The 15,944-nt window shown below is 47.6% G+C and carries 17 protein-coding genes and 1 tRNA gene; 10 read left to right on the forward strand and 8 right to left on the reverse strand.

The features are described from left to right. Nucleotides 1–126: 126 nt before the first annotated feature. On the forward strand, nucleotides 127–741 hold the full coding sequence (locus H6F86_RS24345) for a hypothetical protein (RefSeq protein WP_190452138.1): 615 nt from the start codon (nucleotides 127–129) through the stop codon (nucleotides 739–741). Here the strand turns inward: H6F86_RS24345 and H6F86_RS32955 are convergent. Continuing rightward, on the reverse strand, nucleotides 738–866 hold the full coding sequence (locus H6F86_RS32955; protein WP_277881708.1) for a hypothetical protein: 129 nt from the start codon (nucleotides 864–866) through the stop codon (nucleotides 738–740). The genes H6F86_RS24345 and H6F86_RS32955 overlap by 4 nt on opposite strands. A 24-nt stretch (nucleotides 867–890) precedes the next feature. On the opposite strand from H6F86_RS32955, the gene H6F86_RS24350 reads away from it, so the two are divergent. The 4 genes from H6F86_RS24350 to H6F86_RS24365 all read left to right on the forward strand — a co-directional run bounded on the left by H6F86_RS24350 (nucleotide 891) and on the right by H6F86_RS24365 (nucleotide 2,751). Beyond that, complete coding sequence (locus H6F86_RS24350; RefSeq protein WP_190452140.1) at nucleotides 891–1,145, forward strand: BolA/IbaG family iron-sulfur metabolism protein; 255 nt, start codon at nucleotides 891–893, stop codon at nucleotides 1,143–1,145. A gap of 65 nt (nucleotides 1,146–1,210) precedes the next feature. Beyond that, nucleotides 1,211–1,534: a Grx4 family monothiol glutaredoxin gene (gene grxD, locus H6F86_RS24355; protein ID WP_190452142.1), complete on the forward strand. Its 324-nt coding sequence runs from the start codon at nucleotides 1,211–1,213 to the stop codon at nucleotides 1,532–1,534. 145 nt (nucleotides 1,535–1,679) lie between these two features. Beyond that, on the forward strand, nucleotides 1,680–2,177 hold the full coding sequence (locus tag H6F86_RS24360; RefSeq protein ID WP_199305472.1) for a metallophosphoesterase family protein: 498 nt from the start codon (nucleotides 1,680–1,682) through the stop codon (nucleotides 2,175–2,177). A gap of 328 nt (nucleotides 2,178–2,505) precedes the next feature. Beyond that, nucleotides 2,506–2,751, forward strand: coding sequence for a hypothetical protein (locus tag H6F86_RS24365; protein WP_190452144.1), 246 nt, complete (start codon nucleotides 2,506–2,508; stop codon nucleotides 2,749–2,751). Between the two features lie 226 nt (nucleotides 2,752–2,977). Here the strand turns inward: H6F86_RS24365 and H6F86_RS24370 are convergent. From H6F86_RS24370 to H6F86_RS24380, 3 genes are all read right to left on the reverse strand, one after another. Further along, nucleotides 2,978–3,062, reverse strand: a tRNA-Ser gene (locus H6F86_RS24370). A 65-nt stretch (nucleotides 3,063–3,127) separates the two neighbouring features. After that, complete coding sequence (locus H6F86_RS24375; RefSeq protein WP_206756090.1) at nucleotides 3,128–4,939, reverse strand: ComEC/Rec2 family competence protein; 1,812 nt, start codon at nucleotides 4,937–4,939, stop codon at nucleotides 3,128–3,130. Nucleotides 4,940–5,711: 772 nt separating this feature from the next. Beyond that, nucleotides 5,712–8,177 (reverse strand): AAA family ATPase, encoded by a 2,466-nt coding sequence (locus H6F86_RS24380; RefSeq protein WP_190452149.1) that lies wholly within the window; start codon nucleotides 8,175–8,177, stop codon nucleotides 5,712–5,714. Between the two features lie 364 nt (nucleotides 8,178–8,541). On the opposite strand from H6F86_RS24380, the gene H6F86_RS24385 reads away from it, so the two are divergent. The 5 genes from H6F86_RS24385 to H6F86_RS24405 all read left to right on the forward strand — a co-directional run bounded on the left by H6F86_RS24385 (nucleotide 8,542) and on the right by H6F86_RS24405 (nucleotide 11,750). Further along, nucleotides 8,542–8,724, forward strand: a complete 183-nt coding sequence (locus H6F86_RS24385; protein ID WP_190452151.1) for a hypothetical protein — start codon at nucleotides 8,542–8,544, stop codon at nucleotides 8,722–8,724. Beyond that, nucleotides 8,721–9,041 (forward strand): hypothetical protein, encoded by a 321-nt coding sequence (locus H6F86_RS24390; RefSeq protein ID WP_190452154.1) that lies wholly within the window; start codon nucleotides 8,721–8,723, stop codon nucleotides 9,039–9,041. The genes H6F86_RS24385 and H6F86_RS24390 overlap by 4 nt, the downstream gene beginning before the upstream one ends. 235 nt (nucleotides 9,042–9,276) lie before the next feature. Beyond that, nucleotides 9,277–10,218: a hypothetical protein gene (locus H6F86_RS24395; RefSeq protein WP_199305473.1), complete on the forward strand. Its 942-nt coding sequence runs from the start codon at nucleotides 9,277–9,279 to the stop codon at nucleotides 10,216–10,218. Nucleotides 10,219–10,433: 215 nt separating this feature from the next. Then, nucleotides 10,434–11,024 carry a hypothetical protein gene (locus H6F86_RS24400; protein WP_190452158.1) on the forward strand — a complete coding sequence of 197 codons (591 nt, stop codon included), beginning with the start codon at nucleotides 10,434–10,436 and terminating at the stop codon, nucleotides 11,022–11,024. Nucleotides 11,025–11,138: 114 nt separating this feature from the next. Further along, on the forward strand, nucleotides 11,139–11,750 hold the full coding sequence (locus tag H6F86_RS24405) for a hypothetical protein (protein ID WP_190452160.1): 612 nt from the start codon (nucleotides 11,139–11,141) through the stop codon (nucleotides 11,748–11,750). A 431-nt stretch (nucleotides 11,751–12,181) separates the two neighbouring features. Here the strand turns inward: H6F86_RS24405 and H6F86_RS24410 are convergent, their stop codons facing one another. From H6F86_RS24410 to H6F86_RS24425, 4 genes are all read right to left on the reverse strand, one after another. Then, a complete protein-coding gene (locus tag H6F86_RS24410; protein ID WP_190452162.1) occupies nucleotides 12,182–12,787 on the reverse strand; it encodes a hypothetical protein in 606 nt (201 codons plus the stop codon). Between the two features lie 126 nt (nucleotides 12,788–12,913). Then, the gene (locus tag H6F86_RS24415; protein WP_190452164.1) at nucleotides 12,914–13,537 is read right to left on the reverse strand and encodes a hypothetical protein; all 624 of its coding nucleotides are present in this window, start codon (nucleotides 13,535–13,537) and stop codon (nucleotides 12,914–12,916) included. Then, entirely contained in the window at nucleotides 13,504–14,184 is a 681-nt protein-coding gene (locus H6F86_RS24420) for a hypothetical protein (protein WP_190452166.1), read from the reverse strand. Before H6F86_RS24420 ends, H6F86_RS24415 begins: the two co-directional genes overlap by 34 nt. Before the next feature lie 700 nt (nucleotides 14,185–14,884). Beyond that, complete coding sequence (locus tag H6F86_RS24425; protein WP_190452168.1) at nucleotides 14,885–15,724, reverse strand: hypothetical protein; 840 nt, start codon at nucleotides 15,722–15,724, stop codon at nucleotides 14,885–14,887. Nucleotides 15,725–15,944: the final 220 nt, after the last annotated feature.

Here is a 15,944-nt window from a genome sequence, read left to right on the forward strand (position 1 = left end):
TAGACAAAGCTCTACGAATGACTCAAAAGACCACATAGGCGCAGAGTCACCCTGCAATGGTAATATACTCACAGTTTTGATACAGTTGTGTTTCTTCTGTTTCTGCAATTAGATTTAGAGCTGCCCATGGAATTCTTTGGAACTACTCGCTTTTTCCGCACTGCGGGAGTAATCTCCCTTTCTCTTTTGGCGGCTGCCGTGTTGCTAAAGCCTGCAAGCGGTTTCGCTCAAGCTTTGCCAGCGAGTCCCGACCGGGCGCAGCCGATCGACCCTAACGACCCAAGCATTCTGCGTCCGACGGATCAAGATGCGGGTCTGCTTAGTCAGCAGGGTGGGAAGCGCCTGATGGCTGATGCCGACAAAGCCGTTTCTGCTCAGAATTATCCCACTGCCATCAAAAAACTTCAGGATGCGCGTCAGGTTTTCAACCAGTTGTCTAACTTCTACCAGGAATTAGCAGGCAGTTTTTCTGGCATTGATAATCGCATTGCCGATACCCAGCGACGTAAAGCGTTGGAATCTGCCGAAATGCGTGACCAAGCCACCTATCAGCTTGCGCTGGTGCATCGGGCGCAAAATCAGCCAGAACTAGCGGTTCCCCTGCTGGTGCAAATTATTCGCAGTCAACAGCCTACTCGCAGTCTGGGGCAAAAAGCTTACCAGCAACTCCTTGAGCTAGGTTTCGTAGATGCTCCATTCCCTCGCCCTCGTGCTGATCAACCAAGTGCAGCACCACGTTAATAGAGATTGATTGGCAGTACCGTTGGTGGAATAGGGTGCCTGCGATCGCGCCTGTCTTCAACCTCATGAGTCATTAACCCAACAAGACTTAGCTTGGCACTGAACGTTAGACTAGAGTTACGCATATCAGTATTGGTTAAGGAGAGCAAATGATTAGCCCCGATCAGGTTGAAACCATGATCAAAGCTGTACTACCCGATGCCCAAGTTCAGGTGTTGACGAGCGATGGCGAACATTACGAAGTGACAGTTGTGTCATCGCAATTTGACGGTAAACGCCTGGTACAGCAGCATCAGTTGGTGAATAAGGCAGTCCAGCAGCATCTACTTAGCGGGGCAATTCACGCCATGGCAATCAAGACTTATACCCCTCATGATTGGGCGATCGCCAGCCAAGCGGTTTGAATTGTGTCACCGATCGGCTCTTTTTAAGCTTCAGTCCTCTTGCACACCTCACCCCTTAAAACCTTATGACTCCCGAAACTCAAGCGCGGCTCGAAACGCTCATTAAGCAAAACAAAATCATGGTCTTCATGAAGGGCAATAAGCTAATGCCCCAGTGCGGCTTTTCTAACAACGTTGTGCAAATTCTTAACACGCTTGGCGTACCTTTCGAGACAGTGGATGTGCTGGCTGATGATGAGATTCGTCAGGGCATTAAAGAATACTCCAGCTGGCCCACCATTCCTCAGGTCTATGTCGATGGTCAGTTTGTTGGCGGCTCTGACATTTTGATCGAACTTTATCAAAAAGGCGAACTGCAAGAAATGGTTGAAGTCGCAATGGCTTCCTAGAATTTTGTTGAGCAGCGTCTTGAACCAACGCTAGAATTTTCTGTACAGCCTTTAAAGGTTGGGTTGAACAATCAACCCAACCTTTTTGTGTGTTGGGCTTCAAGACCCAATGACTGATTAGTGCCTGCTTTAGCCATCATCAGGCATGCAGCCAACGCAAATAATCCTCTTTGAACCAGATGAAATGCAAGTTAGCGTAATCTCCGATACTCATGGACTGTTGCGCCCTGAGGCAGTAGATGCCTTGGCAGACTCTGAACTGATTCTGCATGCAGGGGATATTGGCAAGCCAGAGGTGCTGGATGGTTTAAGAGCCATTGCACCTGTGATTGCAGTACGGGGCAATAATGACAAAGGTTCATGGGCAGAGGCAATTTCTGAGCATGAAACTGTTGAAATCGCAGGCGTTTCACTTTACCTGTTGCACATCCTTAAAGACTTGACGATCGATTTACAACTTGCAGGAATCCAAGTGGTCATTAGCGGACATTCCCATAAACCGCTAGTCGAAGAACACAACGGTGTTCTCTTTCTTAATCCAGGTAGTGCAGGACCGCGAAGATTTAAGCTTCCCGTTACACTAGCTCATCTGCATCTTAACGGCACAGAAATTCAGGCTCAAATTGTTGATCTGAACGTTTGATTTGCCAATGTAACGTGACTTTTTGTTTGTCGTAACGAGTTGGGCATAGTTATTTGCAAGAGGCATCGAGCGAAGTCGAGATGCTCTCAGTTTTATGTGTAAGCGGGTTGAGCGCAGTCGAAACCCGGTCTCTCAGTAGTGCTTAATTTAGCCATTCTACATAGTGTCGGCGTTTCAGCATTCGCACTGGGCGACAATTGTCCAAAGTTGCTCCTTAATGCTCAGCATTTACCACAGGCGGAACTGCATTCCTTTAATAATCAGCAAGTTGCCAGAGTCGAATGCTTGCCGTCAACCGCTATAATCCAAACATTTCTGCGAGGGTATCATGCAACAGTTTCTTGCGGCTGCGGCAGGTGGTGACATGACCTGGATGCCGCCGCCTAATGCATCACAAGACGAGCCGCTGATTTTATGGTTAAAGCCACGATCGTCCCTGCGCTGGCAGCCCTACACTCAGTTTCCTTCGTTGATGCAACCGGATGCAGACGAAGACACACTGCGTTCTCAAGGGCTGGCAACGATGCAGTTTTTGAAAGCACGGGGCTGGCTGATGGTCGCGCCACCACTGTAATTTCTTACGATCGTGAAGGAACCTTTATCCCAGCACATAGAGCTTATCGCCCTTTCGTCCAAGCGAGATTGTCTCTAGCCTGCGACTGATCGCCTGAATCTTGGTCTCTATAGCATCTTCAGTTTCCCCCAAACTTCCCCAATTTCTGCTCTTTTAGCTGAAATCAACCCAAAGAATCTTGTTTGAGTGAGTCAAGTTGAACGACTGAAACGTCGATAGGACGGGACGGAGAGGGGGAGATTCGAACTCCCGTTGGGTTGCCCCAAACCTGATTTCGAGTCAGGCGCATTCGACCACTCTGCCACCTCTCCATAAGGGGCTTAGTTTTTGGTTGTTGGTTAGTCAACAGCAAAAAACTAACGGCTAGTAATCTATTCTACAGGGCAGAGGGCGAGTTTTCTTGCGATTCTAAAGTTGTCTTAAAGGCATCGATGGGTGTCCATTGAAGTGCTCCATCGCGTCCGAGCGCATAAACCTGAGTACCAAGCTGGCGGAGTTGAGCTTCAGTTTGGGGGTGTAGCTGGGTAGTGGCGATCGCCACTTGTGGTCGTAGTGCTGCCACAACGTCTGGCTGTAGCCGTTGACCAGACCACCAAAGCACCTGCGTCTTTGGCAAGCGACCAGATTGAAGGAGTGTCTGCTGCTGCTCTGGCGATAGGCTTCCCAACAGTGTCCAGGTTTGCTGCCGCAGTTGTAGTGAGGCAATCAGCGGCTCTGTACTCAATAGTTTGAACTGATTGGAGCCAATTCGCGCTGTCTGTCCTGCTGCTAGCAAAGTGGGTTTTACCGTCAGTGCAGTGTCCTGAATGAGGTTTTCCTTGACGGTGTACAACTGCTTAATGGGTAGACGTTCTGCCACTTTGCCCCAGCCGTCTGGTCGTTTTGAAGGGTGATCGGTAGCGATCGCCCACGTCACCTCATTCACCCCTGCTTTTTGTAGAAATGGCAGCACAGCAAAACCAGCAGTAGACGCATCCCCACTATTGATAAGTGCCGTGCGTCCGGCTTCTTGCAGCACCATCACAGGTTGTCCCGTAGTGGCTAACAGCGTCAGGCGGAACATTGCGGCACTTGCCTGCCATGCCGGAAACACCACCAGCCCGATCGCCAGCAGTAGCGCCACCCACCATTGCCTGCGCCACCAGGGTTGAAGCCAGGTCAGGGATAGCAAGCAGTAAAGTACGATCGCCGCCAACGCTGAAATGGTGCCTACCGCATAAGTATTGCCTGGCAACTGGCTGAACCCATCGACAACAAGCATGAGTGCTTGGGCTGGATACTTCAACAGCCACGCCAACGCGCTACCGGCGGGTGACCAGATCAATGCTGCCAGAGCACTAATCATGCCGCCAATGCTGAGAATCGAGATCAGCGGCGTAGTGATTAAGTTGACAAGAATGCTGTAGGGCGACAAAACACCAAAAGCAGCAAGTTGCAGCGGTAACGTCCATAGATAAGCGGCGATCGGAACGGCAAAGAGGGGCGCGATCGCGCTGGGCATCCAATCCAATCGTTTCGTCAGCGGTGGCACCGTTACCATCAGCCCCATCGTTGCCAAAAAACTGAGCTGAAAGCCGAGATTCCAGAGCCACAAGGGGTTGAACAGGAGTAAGAGAACGCCTGCCACCAATAGCGCTCCCAGCGGCTTCACTTTGCGTTCCATCACTAATGCCACTAACCCACCAAAGCCCATAACAGCGGCTCGTAGCACGGCAGGCTGTATGCCAGTGAGTCCGACGAAAACCAATAGAGCTGTTGTGCCTGCAACAAACTGCACCTTTGCCGAAAAGCGACGGGTTAACGCCAACACAACACCCAGAATCAATGAAGACTGGAAGCCGGATGCTGCTAGCGCATGAGCTAATCCTGCCTGAGTAAATTGATCTTTCAAGTCAAACGGAAGATCAACACCTCGGCTACCCAAGACCATCGCGCTGACCAAGGCTCCAGCAGGACTACCGAGCCAGAGCATTTGCGATCGCACCACCCGTTGCCGTATTTGCCACCAGCCCCAGCGCGATTGATCTTCCAGCACTTCAGCTTGCTTGCTCCGCATCCCTGCAAAGCAACCCTCCTGCCTAAGATAGGCTTGAAAGTCAAAGCCACCCGGATTCGTTGCCGGTTGGGGTAGATAAAGGGCACCCGTCATTTGCACGCGCTGCTGGAGTTTTGAAAAACGGTTGAACAATTTCAACGGCTGAAATACCTGATATTGCGTTCACTTTTTCAGTTGAATAAAATAACGGTCGAACAATTTTCTGTTACATAGACAAATAAACGCAGAATTTCTTTGAAAAACGGTCGAACAATTTCTGAAAGCCTTATCAGATGGAATATTCAAGGATTCATTTTGGTTAATGTTCTCTCTAAATTCTCATCGTTTGAAATACAGTTAGAGTTGCTTCCCCTAAGTCTCAAACTTCACCATGATTGATATGTACAAGCGGCGATAGCAGCTGTGCTCAAGACAGGTTTGAGTCTTCTAACACGCAACCTCATTGCTCTGACGTTCTAGAGGTAGGTCTTCCCAGCCCTTCAGCCACCGAGCTTACTTTGGCTAACGTTGTAAAACTGATAGACAAAGCGGAGCTTATTTTCTTGATCATGAAGATTCTGTTCGTTATTGCCCAGGGATCACAGTTTTGTCTCGTACCTGCATCTGTCTGACAGGGCAGCGCGTGTCATGGCACCCCTGAATCACCAAAGGGTCAGGGGCTCGCTCCGCGTAAGTGATAGGTAGGCGGCCATATGGGCTTCCGGCTTTTCTTGAAGGGTGCCACCAAACAAGCTGCGCTGAGTGCTCCGCATTATTTCTGCCTGATCTTTAAACATCAACCACGAATCAGCGATCGCTACCCAACCTACTAGACCAAGGGCAAACACTGTGTTGTGATCATGATTGAACCGCTTTAAGCAGCAAAGCTAATGATGAACAAAGGGGGCAGACTGCTGGTATTGCCTCATGCGTGCAAGGGCTGACCGCGCAAGGCCGCCATGAGCCAGTAGTCACTCAAGGAGTCTAGCAGGAGCGGCAGCGCCAGCGTGAGTTCCACCTCTAAATCCCGTTCTTGAATATCAAGAATACAGTTATAGAGGAGGTCAAAACTGATGCGGTCGTCTGGGGCCATCACCTGAAACTGACCGTTCGGACTATGCTGCAGCTTCTCAATCTCCGCTAAACCGACAGCACCCGTAAGTTGAGGTTCGCGCCCATCCCGGAGCAAGGTAAACTTTATCTCTGGATGCAGCGCCACAAGCTGGTTAAAGTTTTTGATTCTCGCCGTGAAAGTATTACCACTGGCGTTCAGAAAGCCAATGACAAACTCCTGTTGTGCGGTTCGAATCCGTAAGTGCTCGGGTAGCCTGCTTCTGCCGAAACTTAATGGTTCGAACTCTAAGGCTTGATGCAACTGAAACGCCGCGGCGATCGCCGCTAGTTTACCAATTTCATTCGCATCCTGAATGATCGTGGGTCGCGTGTAGTCCGCCGCTAGTACGAGCCGCTTTTGGCTCAAATAGTCCGTGACCACGGCTGCAACTGACACTGGGGCACTGGTAGTGTCCAGGTCAGGTGGTAAGCCCTCAGCGTCCGGCGAGCTTGGAGAGAGGGGTGCCACTACTGCATGACTAGAGGGCCTTTCGCCTGACGGTAGGCTGCTCCAGTAGGGCTGTAGGAGACTTACCATTTGAGCCATGACTTGCTCCAGTTGTTGCAGCCGTGCGGTCACCGAGCGCTCGGCCAGCGGTGTGGCTGCGTCCGTCGGTCGCGGTGGTGGGGTGTTGTGAACGCGCGCGTGGAAGTAAGCACCCGCTTGCTTCAGCACCGCGCGGATGGAGGGCTGACTCAGGATGCTGGCGCGTGCCGAGGGCGTGAAGAGGGTCTGCCACTCCAGTCCGACCGCTTGGGCTCTCAAGCTGAGCAGTTCTTCGAGCTGGGCGGCACTGGGACGCTCTAGTGGGACAATGTAGTCGGACACGCGATGCACGACCGAGCCATCAAAGTAGCTTTGGAACTGCTCCCACCGTTCTGGAAACAAGTTCAGGATGATGAGGCTGTGGGGCACATGCGTTAACAGCTCTTTCACTGCTGCACCAAAGCTCCTTAGGATCGGGGCGTTGTGTGGCAGTCCCAAGCTCTCGAGCTGATCGAACACGATGATGAGCGGTTCATCGAGGGTGGATAGGCGACCGAACACGGTGATGGCAGCCAGGGCAAACTCTTCCCGGCTCATGTCTTCTTGCCAGTTCTCTAAACCAATACTCTCTGCTGCCGCCGGTTCTAGTTCTGAAGCGGCTAACCAGCGCCGTACCAAGTCTTTTTTGTGGGGGTCGCTGTAGCTGCAAAACTTGATGATGCCTTTGAGAATCGTGGCAGCATAGCCAGCAGCGGTGTAGTGTCGACCCCACCACTCCGTAATATGGCGTTCAATATACTCCCACCGGGCCCGATGCCGTTGCGTCTCTTCCGTGCCGGAGCGGCTGTAGAGCTGCAAGCTATTCTCCTGAAACGCGGCCAGAATTTCCCGCCCTTTCTGTGTCCCCATCACTTGCTCCAGTGAACTGAGAATGTTGACGAAGCTGTTGGCCAGGAGCAGTTCCAATTGAGTACGATCACTGCCGACTACAGGTTCCGCTAACGACTCTAAGATGCGTGAGTAGGTGTGGTGCATTACTGCCGTTTCGTTGTTAGGTTGGCGGATAAACAACAGGCGATTGGTGCGGAGCAGCTCTTTAGCCAGACGCATGATCAGGTGGGTTTTACCGGAGCCAGCGGCTCCCAGTATCACCGCGCCTTTGCTTTGTTGATTGGGGTCAGCCTTGACATCACCTAAGGCCGCTTTCAGTAGCGCAAATTCAGCTCGATACACCGCCTGCAGGTCCAGGTGATCTTGAAAGGGGTTATCCACCCGGCTGCTGCTGTAGGGGTTTGGTGTGTGTGGTGGTGGCGTGGGCAAGGCTCTCCTTTGTTGGTGCTCCAGGATGGTTAAGTAAAGCTGATGGGTAAAGGCCGCATCGTAGTGAGCGGTATGCGCTTGCTCGGCGTTGAAGCGCTTGCCGTTGACTTGCAGCTGCAGGCACTGACTGAGGTGGGCTAACGAGTAACTCTCAAAGGGCGGCAAGTGTTGCTTGGCCAGTGCCCAGGTACAGAGAGTCTTAAATCCGGTCCAAGGCACGTGAGCTTGGCGAAAACTGCCCTGCAGGACTTCTAGATCGTGCTGGGCGTAATGGCAAACGACCGACTTGTCTCGTGCTAGGCGAGTGATGTCTTGCACAATCGCTCGCAGCGGTTTCAGGGGACGGTAGCTGTGAGCATGGGCTGGATGCTCCGCCACAAAAGCTTCGTAGAGGAGTTGCCCTTGGCTGTCGAGCACGGCCAGCTCACGCAGTGCGGGGCTTCCCTCTGTATCAATGACAATAAAATCCAAGTGATACTCCTCTAGTCCGCTGGGCTTCCAGTTAGGATGCCCCTGTACCCAGCAGCTTTAACAAGAGGACAACGGGATTTCAGGACTTGCAGAGTATTAAGCAATGTTTCGCCAACAGTCCTCATGATCGAGATCGCTCACCAGCACAAATGTAAATCGAAGCGATTTACAAGTCAGTGTCTTCGCTATCTTTACCTCTGCTATACAAAGGCGATTTAGCTTTAAAGGACGATAAATTTATTGAATTTGATGCTGTTAATGCAGCAGTTATAGTTTATTAATCAAGGTACGCTGACTGCTGTTTAGCAGCGTTCAGAGTTTCAAATTATCGTGATTTACTCACTCGAGATTCTGGAGTATATAGATGGCCTTTCCTTGGTGGCTTGGTGGAGGACTGCTTGGATTGCTGCGCCAGTGGTTCTTCAAGGTTTGGGACAAAATAGATGATCCGACCAAAAAGTTAATCATTGAATCGGTTGTCAAGGCTTTTCAGGAGATACTTCGTGCTTTTTATAAATGGTGGCAGCAAAGAGGAGGTAAGTTATGAGTAGCTTTGAAGAGTTTATGGATGAAGTGGAAGAATCACCTACCAAAGCCCTACCAGCATCTAATACAACACTTTCAACAATTCAATTAGCTCTCACAACAACCGTTAAGGGGCTTTTAGCACCACTTTCTATCTCTAGCAGTGAGCAACAGAAGTTTTCAGAAAAAGTATCTAGCTTAGTTCAAGATAAAACATTTTTATCTGAATTTAGTGATCAAATTGGTGAACCTCTAGAGGATGAATCCGAGGATGAATTTGTGAAACGAGGTAGTGATAAATTAAGGAAAATGCTCTACGGAAAGTTTAATATACGCTAGCAAGTCTAATATACGCTCAGCTAGGCATTTGAAGACGGAGTAGCAAGCACAACCTATATAACGCAGTGGAGCGGACAAGATAAAGTCTTTATGAGCCGCTTATGTCATATCTACCGCCGCTTACTTTAGCCGCTATGTTGCAGATCAATGACGCGTAACAACGACAATTAGGTGATTCACGAGGCTTTCCGCAACAATGAGGTTTAAGAAACGGAACCTACGTGATATTGCTGAAATGGTAATCGGTGACACGAAGCATTTTCCGTATCGGTCTAGCAGCTACATCACGCAATTCTTCGATGAATGCGATCTCGATTTTGTTCACGACGGCTCCACAAGGTGGGCGTGGACCGTTGCTCGTTTGGAGGAACTCCTACAAGAACCACAGCCTGTGGCACACGCCTTGCCCGAACGCTTTGTGCATGTCCTGCGAGTCCTAATGCACAAGTCTGACGCCGAACCAGATGATCCAGACCGTCAGCTTGCACTTGAGTCCCTCAACAAACCGCTTTTGCGCGAAGGATACGAGGCATTCTACGGTGACGACAATCTGCTCTACATTCGGCACAACGGTACTCAGACAATTTCAGCTGCTGCCAATCCCCACCGCCCCTTCACTCCAGGGGAAATTGAACGGCGTCAAGATCTTATTGAATACTTGGAAAAATGTTCCGAAGATGAGTTGATTGAAGAAGTCTTGCTGCCCCTATTCAGGCAGCTTGGGTACCATCGAATCACAGCCGCCGGTCACAAAGACAAGGCTCTCGAATATGGCAAAGATATTTGGATGCGTTTTATTCTTCCAACCCAGCATGTCTTGTACTTTGGTGTGCAAGTCAAGAAGGGGAAGCTTGATGCCAGCGGCGTCAGCAAGGGATCAAATGCAAATATTGCTGAGATTCATAATCAGTTGCTCATGATGCTTGGTCATGAGATATTTGACCCCGAAACCAACAGAAGGGTATTAGTTGACCATGCATTTATCGTTGCAGGCAGCGAAATTACCAAACAGGCCAAGAACTGGTTGGGCGAAAAACTTGACGTATCGAAGAGAAGCCAGATACTGTTCATGGATCGTGAAGACATAGTGAATCTCTACATCACCAGTAACTTACCGCTGCCCGAAGGTGCGAGACTACCAACACAACCAAGCTTAGATGATGATTTTCCGGTTTGACCTTTCCTCCAGCGAATGCAACATAACAAAGTGTTGAACCGGAGCGGCAATCAACGAGGAATTTCAAACCAACGTCAACCGTTGCTGCCCGGTTAACGAAAAGTTAGACAGCGATACAACCTGGGTATTCTGGATACAAGCAGTCAACTGAGTGTGCATCCTGTAAGTAGACTAATTCATTTCTCTTTCTTCTCAAAAACTCCCAATTTAAACATATGGAAATTTCAGAATTTTCACCATCTCAAGCTAGATTGAAGCTTACAATTCTCAACAAGCATGCTGAGGTAAAAAATAGTTACGAACTTTACTCTGAGATGACAAACTTGGAACTACCCGATGAAGTTATCGAAATCCTAGATAGAATTTTAAAAGTTACATCTAAGGTAGCAGGTAAAGTAATTGTTATCGGGAAAGTTATAGTCATTAAATTGCTCGAATATGTTTCAAAGCATCCTTTGCAAGTTGTAGGTCTTGCAGTGGGACTTAGTGCTACATATGCTCTTGGCATAGCATTACATGGACTATTTGCTCTAGTACCAGCATTGGCTAAGTGGACATGGATAGGAGGACTTCTTTCAAAACTGGCGTTACTTATAGCCAATCTATGTCAAACAATTTTTGTGCCTATAATGATTTTGGCACCTGTGATTGGTGGTATTGCTGGTGAAATTTCTGATAAGAAGTATCCGGAGGTTAATGAAAGCATACAGCAAATAGCAAAAGACTTTTTTGAGCTTTTTGCTCAGCTTGTAAATGCCATCAAGGATGAATTTGAATTTGGTGAATCCAACCAAATTTCTGCTTAATGAGTCTGAAAATGTCTTCAGCTGTGGAGGTTTTGTAGAACTTATACAGCAAGACCAAAATAGGTCTTTAAATCCTTTCTGGCTTCACAAATAAAACACTTTGGAGCGAATGCAATGGAGCTACCCCGTAAGAAACTCAGCAAAGAGGAAATCCTTCAACTGATTTCTAAGCTCAAGAGCGACCCAGATGCTAAGTATCAAATTCTAGCTGATTTAGGTATTGCAGGAGCTGGCATGGCAGGAGCGGGAGCAGTTGCTGCTCTTGCTGGAGCAAGCGTTGCACCCATCGGATGGGGCATCACAACTTTGACAGGTCTTGGTCTAGCAGTTGCAGCTCCCGTTGGATTAGTTGCTGGAGTAGCAGTGGCAGGTGGGATAGCCACTTATGGAATTACACAAGCAGTTAGGTTTAAAGCTCGTCAACATGGAAAACGTGAGCAGATAATCCAGCAACTCACTGAAATGTTACGTGACATGAGTTATGACGAGACCAAAGCTCAAACTACAGAAACAGATAAAACTAAATTTATCTTGTTCCTGGAAGAACCTGTAAAACTCGGGCTTATAAGCTCTAACGATGCATCCGATCTCATTCAGCTTGTTGAAAATGGTCAACTTAGTCTTTTTGAAGCATATAGACTGGTGAAAGATATACTGCAAGAATTCAACTTGGATAAAGGCAGAAAGCCAAATATCTTATTGCCTAAGTTGTTAAAAGGAAGCTAATTTCTCATAGCGAAGTAAGTTGAATATACATAAGGGCATTATTGAAATAGATCCGCCAAGGGCGGCATTGCCAAGATTGAAATATTGTGATGTGTTGAAAGTTTATTAGTGGGTGCTGTCTAACACTGCGCTGCAACGGACGTTATAAAGACATCGGTGATGTTTCAAAGGTTAACCCCAATCTGGATAAGGCTTCCCAGATTGAGCTGTACTGTTTTGGTCGTATGCCGGCTCAACCCCGCTTACGGCTTAGCTCATAGGTTGTGCTCGGCAAGGAGCGTTAACGACAAGTGAAACAACGCCAGCTGTTTTGTGCAAAGTGAGATCTTTTGCTGTAGACCGAGGAGACCAAGCCCTTGCATCTACTTCTGTACTTTTACGGCTCACTCAACTAACAACTTTGTGCAGTTAATCCATGAGTGTTTTTGGTTTTAGGGTACGCGCTCGTCAAAGTCTTGATCCATGCAATCCAATAGGAAACCTGAGACGATTTGGGACACTTGGTCAAAACGTTGAGGTGACAACCCTGATGCGTTAGCGGTTAAAATACCGTGTGCGAAAACGTGACGGATACCTCCAGCGAAACAACTGACATTAATCGCTTGTTCGTCAATAAAGGCACCCATTGTTTGTTTCAGTTTTTTATTTTTCAAATGCTCTAAGAGAAACTTGGCAATGGCATACTGCGGATCGATTTGACGAATAGTTTGAAGCGTTGCCTGTTGCGAGAGCGGCTCTTGCAGCGATTTTACTTGGTCTTCTTCATGGGGCTTCAGACCGACAATATCGCAGTACGTCTCAAAGGCCGAATAAACGAGGAAAATTCTAGTGATTGCTGCATACAGTTGAGGGGTCTCTGAACCTGCGTAGGCATCGCCTAAATCTAGCCCCTTGAAGCTTTTTGCCAGTCTAAAGCGAGCTGACCACCTTGCTAAGGGCCCAAATTTTCCACCTAGCGTTTCAGGGACTACACCGTCTGTTGGACGACTTTGAGCCGTAAACCGCTGCCAGGCTTTTGGATAGTTGCTATCAGACATAGTTTGTGGCTCTAAACAATTTATTAACGAAGATCGGTAACAGTTTGGTCGTGGAGCAAGAGTTTGCCGCTCAAGCTAATTGGCGTTTCCGTAGCTTTAAGCTGTAGGAACGCCTAATAGAATAGCTCAAGTTCCTGCGGCCAGATTTAACCTAATCGCCTTGCGTCTTGCAGTCGATTTCTCACTAAGGCAGCTAGCACACTGCCTTCCTGTTCTATAAACAAGACTGTATCCAGTATCTAGATAAGGGTGCTTAGGGCATAAGAACCCTAAGCGTTTAGGGGTTCCTTCCAGTTCAGGAGCCAATTTTTTAGTCTCTTCAACATAAAAAGATGTTGGCACCATAGGGAGCTTGACTCCTGAATTTTCTTGGGAGCACTTAACGCAACTACCATGCCCTACCCGTCTAAGACTCTGCCCGGTTCCTTGGTAGCTATGCCCTCTTCTGCAAAGTCTTCCTAAATAAACTTTAGACTCGTCAAAGATATGGACCTGCACAGGTTGACTAATTGCAGCAGCTTTGTCTTTTTTAGCTTGCAGCCACGCTTCAATTTTGTCCCATTTGCGCTTCATTGCTGGCAAGTCAAATTGAAGGATTTGCTTTGCTAGCTGTTCAGCGCGATACCCCGAAAGATTGTAGTGATAAATCTTTCCGGCCTGAGTGAGTTCCGATACAGCTCTTTGCGACTGCCGCCAATCATTCGCATATTGAGGCGCTATTTCATCACATACATTCTTAATCCAGAGCAAGCATTCAGCGGTGCCATAAAAAAAAATGTGAGATTGCCATCTTTCCTTAGATGAGCACAACCATCTCCATCAAAAAAGCCTTTTATATAAGCGAGAGAACATTCCAGGTTTAGATTCCTTGGTGGTTTCAGGGTTAGGCTTTTTCTTGGGATGATATTCCAGTGCTTCTCCAAGTCTTCAAACCACTCTTGGCAGCAGCTAATCTGCAAGGAAGCAGAACTGCTTGATTTAATTTCTCTGTCAAGAATCTTACTTGGCTTTCTGCTTCCTCTATTTTGAATAGAGACACTCCCCGTATATGCGCAATCGGAGGTCAGTTGTTGAAGAAGATACCCGTCAGACGCAATCAAGCTGATTGACAGTGTTTTAGTTTTGCTGTTGTGGGACTGCTTTACACACCCATCGGCTGCAATCAATCCAGCCCAATAACAGTTCAGTCGGTTGGGTTGAGTAAAAAAATCTTTATCCGCTGAATGCTTGCAAGCCCACTGCTCAACTTGAACACCGAGCTGGCAAATTCGTTGTTGAATTGCTGCTTTGCTTCGACTGGGCAGCAGTTTTGAAATCTCTCCAGCAGTCAACTGCGGATAATTACCTTTAATAGCCCAGTCTTCTTGTTCCGTCCAAAAATTTTTATCAGGCAGCAACCCTAGCTTAAATGCCTTGAGGTGAACGCCCCTTTCAGTCCTTCTCGGCAGTAGTTTAGCAATCTCTTTGATCGAAATCTTTTGGCAGTTATCTTGAAGTACTTGTAACTCCCACCCCTCTCATAGCCTTCCGCCCATCAGTTCACCCTATCAAATAACTTGTGTCTGTTGTAACGTGTCTCCAGTCAGGGGTTTGCTCTGCTCCTGTTGTGCCTGCTGCTGCTTCACTCCAAGCACCTACACTCTGATCATGCTAGGTGATTAGTTATACTGACTAACGGAGCATGACCGCGATCGCTGAGTCAAAGCAGTGCCATCAGTGGCGCACAGCAAGCGGTTTTGAGGGGTGTACTAGTGGCTTGGCCTAGATTTGGACTTTTTTGACGCAGCCAGCGGTAGTACAGAGGCGGTTTTGCCTGTTTTGAACGTCTGCAACCCCGATGCTGCCGTGGCACCGTTGCTCCTATTGCAACGAGCCAAGGCGATCGCCCCATCTGAACCTTCCGCCGCTTTGCACAACTTTGCTCGGGATTGCGACAGGGTACATAAAAAATTCTGCAGAATCGGTCTCAAACCCTCATTCTGCTGTTAGTTTTACTCAAGAAAAGACCAGAAATTCAAAACTTTAAACCTCCCTTCTAAATCACCCTTTTAACCTCATCTTGCAGGATCTTTCACATATCCTGTTGCGATCCCATATTCACTTTACGGTACATATACCGCGGTCAAAATCAAATAGAATTTCTGCCCAGATATATCCTCTTTCAGAGATAAATACCTCACATGATTCACTCAATTTATGCCCTTTATTGATAGCCTCAAATTGAATACTGATATTTCCCTTCCACCACCAATCCTCTGTTTCAACAAGCTCTGGGAAAGGTTCAGTATATCTAAAGTTCCATGTTTCAATTTTGTCCTTTTGGTTCTTACCTCTTATCTCTATAGAGCTGATAGAACAGGCTTCAGAAGAGGATATTACTTGAAATCTAATTTTTCTGCCATTAAGCGCAAACTCTTTAATGAAAGTGTCAATTAGTGATGTTAATGTATCTAAATCAATTTGATCAGAGCCAAGTATTTTTTCTACAAATTGATCATATTTGGGTGGAATAAGCATCTTCTCATCAGGTGATGAAATAAATGCGTTGAAGAAACTACCAATGAAATTTTCAAGCGCTTTTTTCTGCTCACCAATAAGTATTTCTGCGTATAAGCAACGATCAAAAACTTCAATCCAGTTCTCATCTACTGCTCGGCACAGAGCTTTGAATACTGAAAGCTCTTTGCTAGTTCTTCTATCCAACCAGTATCTTACAGCTTCGTCACTAGAGCAGCCTTCTATAGATTGTCCATCTTCTTGCAAAATCCTCATTGCTTCGTCTGCTATGCGCCACAGACGATCAAGCTTGCTTGTATCAGTGGAAACATTTTGAAAAATGTTTAGTTCACCAAGGTTAATACGCTTATTAATACGCTCTGCTGCTTCTGGCGAAAGCCGGAAACTCAGCGGTCTTGGTTGGCTCTCTTTCTTGGGCATACCTTTCAAAATCTAATAGTTCTTATCGTATTTTTGGTCTCATGTCAAGGCAAGCAGCTTCACATGATGTTGCGAGGGGTCAATAGCTAGGATTCCCTCAAATCCATCTTGGATTGACTCAAATCGATTTGGAGGTTTAACTATGTCCAACGCTCATAACGGCAATTTCAGGCAAGAGACCGATAGCTGGGGCAAGCCCATGATGCTCCAGTAAGTAGAA

The organism is Phormidium sp. FACHB-592 (genome assembly GCF_014695795.1).
GTDB lineage: Bacteria > Cyanobacteriota > Cyanobacteriia > Leptolyngbyales > Leptolyngbyaceae > Stenomitos.

Excerpts from the sequence above, each read along its gene's own strand:
- H6F86_RS24345 (WP_190452138.1), top strand. The coding sequence starts at position 127 with ATGGAATTCTTTGGAACTACTCGCTTTTTCCGCACTGCGGGAGTAATC.
- H6F86_RS32955 (WP_277881708.1), bottom strand. The coding sequence starts at position 866 with ATGCGTAACTCTAGTCTAACGTTCAGTGCCAAGCTAAGTCTTGTTGGG.
- H6F86_RS24350 (WP_190452140.1), top strand. The coding sequence starts at position 891 with ATGATTAGCCCCGATCAGGTTGAAACCATGATCAAAGCTGTACTACCC.
- grxD (WP_190452142.1), top strand. The coding sequence starts at position 1,211 with ATGACTCCCGAAACTCAAGCGCGGCTCGAAACGCTCATTAAGCAAAAC.
- H6F86_RS24360 (WP_199305472.1), top strand. The coding sequence starts at position 1,680 with ATGCAGCCAACGCAAATAATCCTCTTTGAACCAGATGAAATGCAAGTT.
- H6F86_RS24365 (WP_190452144.1), top strand. The coding sequence starts at position 2,506 with ATGCAACAGTTTCTTGCGGCTGCGGCAGGTGGTGACATGACCTGGATG.
- H6F86_RS24385 (WP_190452151.1), top strand. The coding sequence starts at position 8,542 with ATGGCCTTTCCTTGGTGGCTTGGTGGAGGACTGCTTGGATTGCTGCGC.
- H6F86_RS24390 (WP_190452154.1), top strand. The coding sequence starts at position 8,721 with ATGAGTAGCTTTGAAGAGTTTATGGATGAAGTGGAAGAATCACCTACC.
- H6F86_RS24395 (WP_199305473.1), top strand. The coding sequence starts at position 9,277 with ATGGTAATCGGTGACACGAAGCATTTTCCGTATCGGTCTAGCAGCTAC.
- H6F86_RS24400 (WP_190452158.1), top strand. The coding sequence starts at position 10,434 with ATGGAAATTTCAGAATTTTCACCATCTCAAGCTAGATTGAAGCTTACA.
- H6F86_RS24405 (WP_190452160.1), top strand. The coding sequence starts at position 11,139 with ATGGAGCTACCCCGTAAGAAACTCAGCAAAGAGGAAATCCTTCAACTG.
- H6F86_RS24410 (WP_190452162.1), bottom strand. The coding sequence starts at position 12,787 with ATGTCTGATAGCAACTATCCAAAAGCCTGGCAGCGGTTTACGGCTCAA.
- H6F86_RS24425 (WP_190452168.1), bottom strand. The coding sequence starts at position 15,724 with ATGCCCAAGAAAGAGAGCCAACCAAGACCGCTGAGTTTCCGGCTTTCG.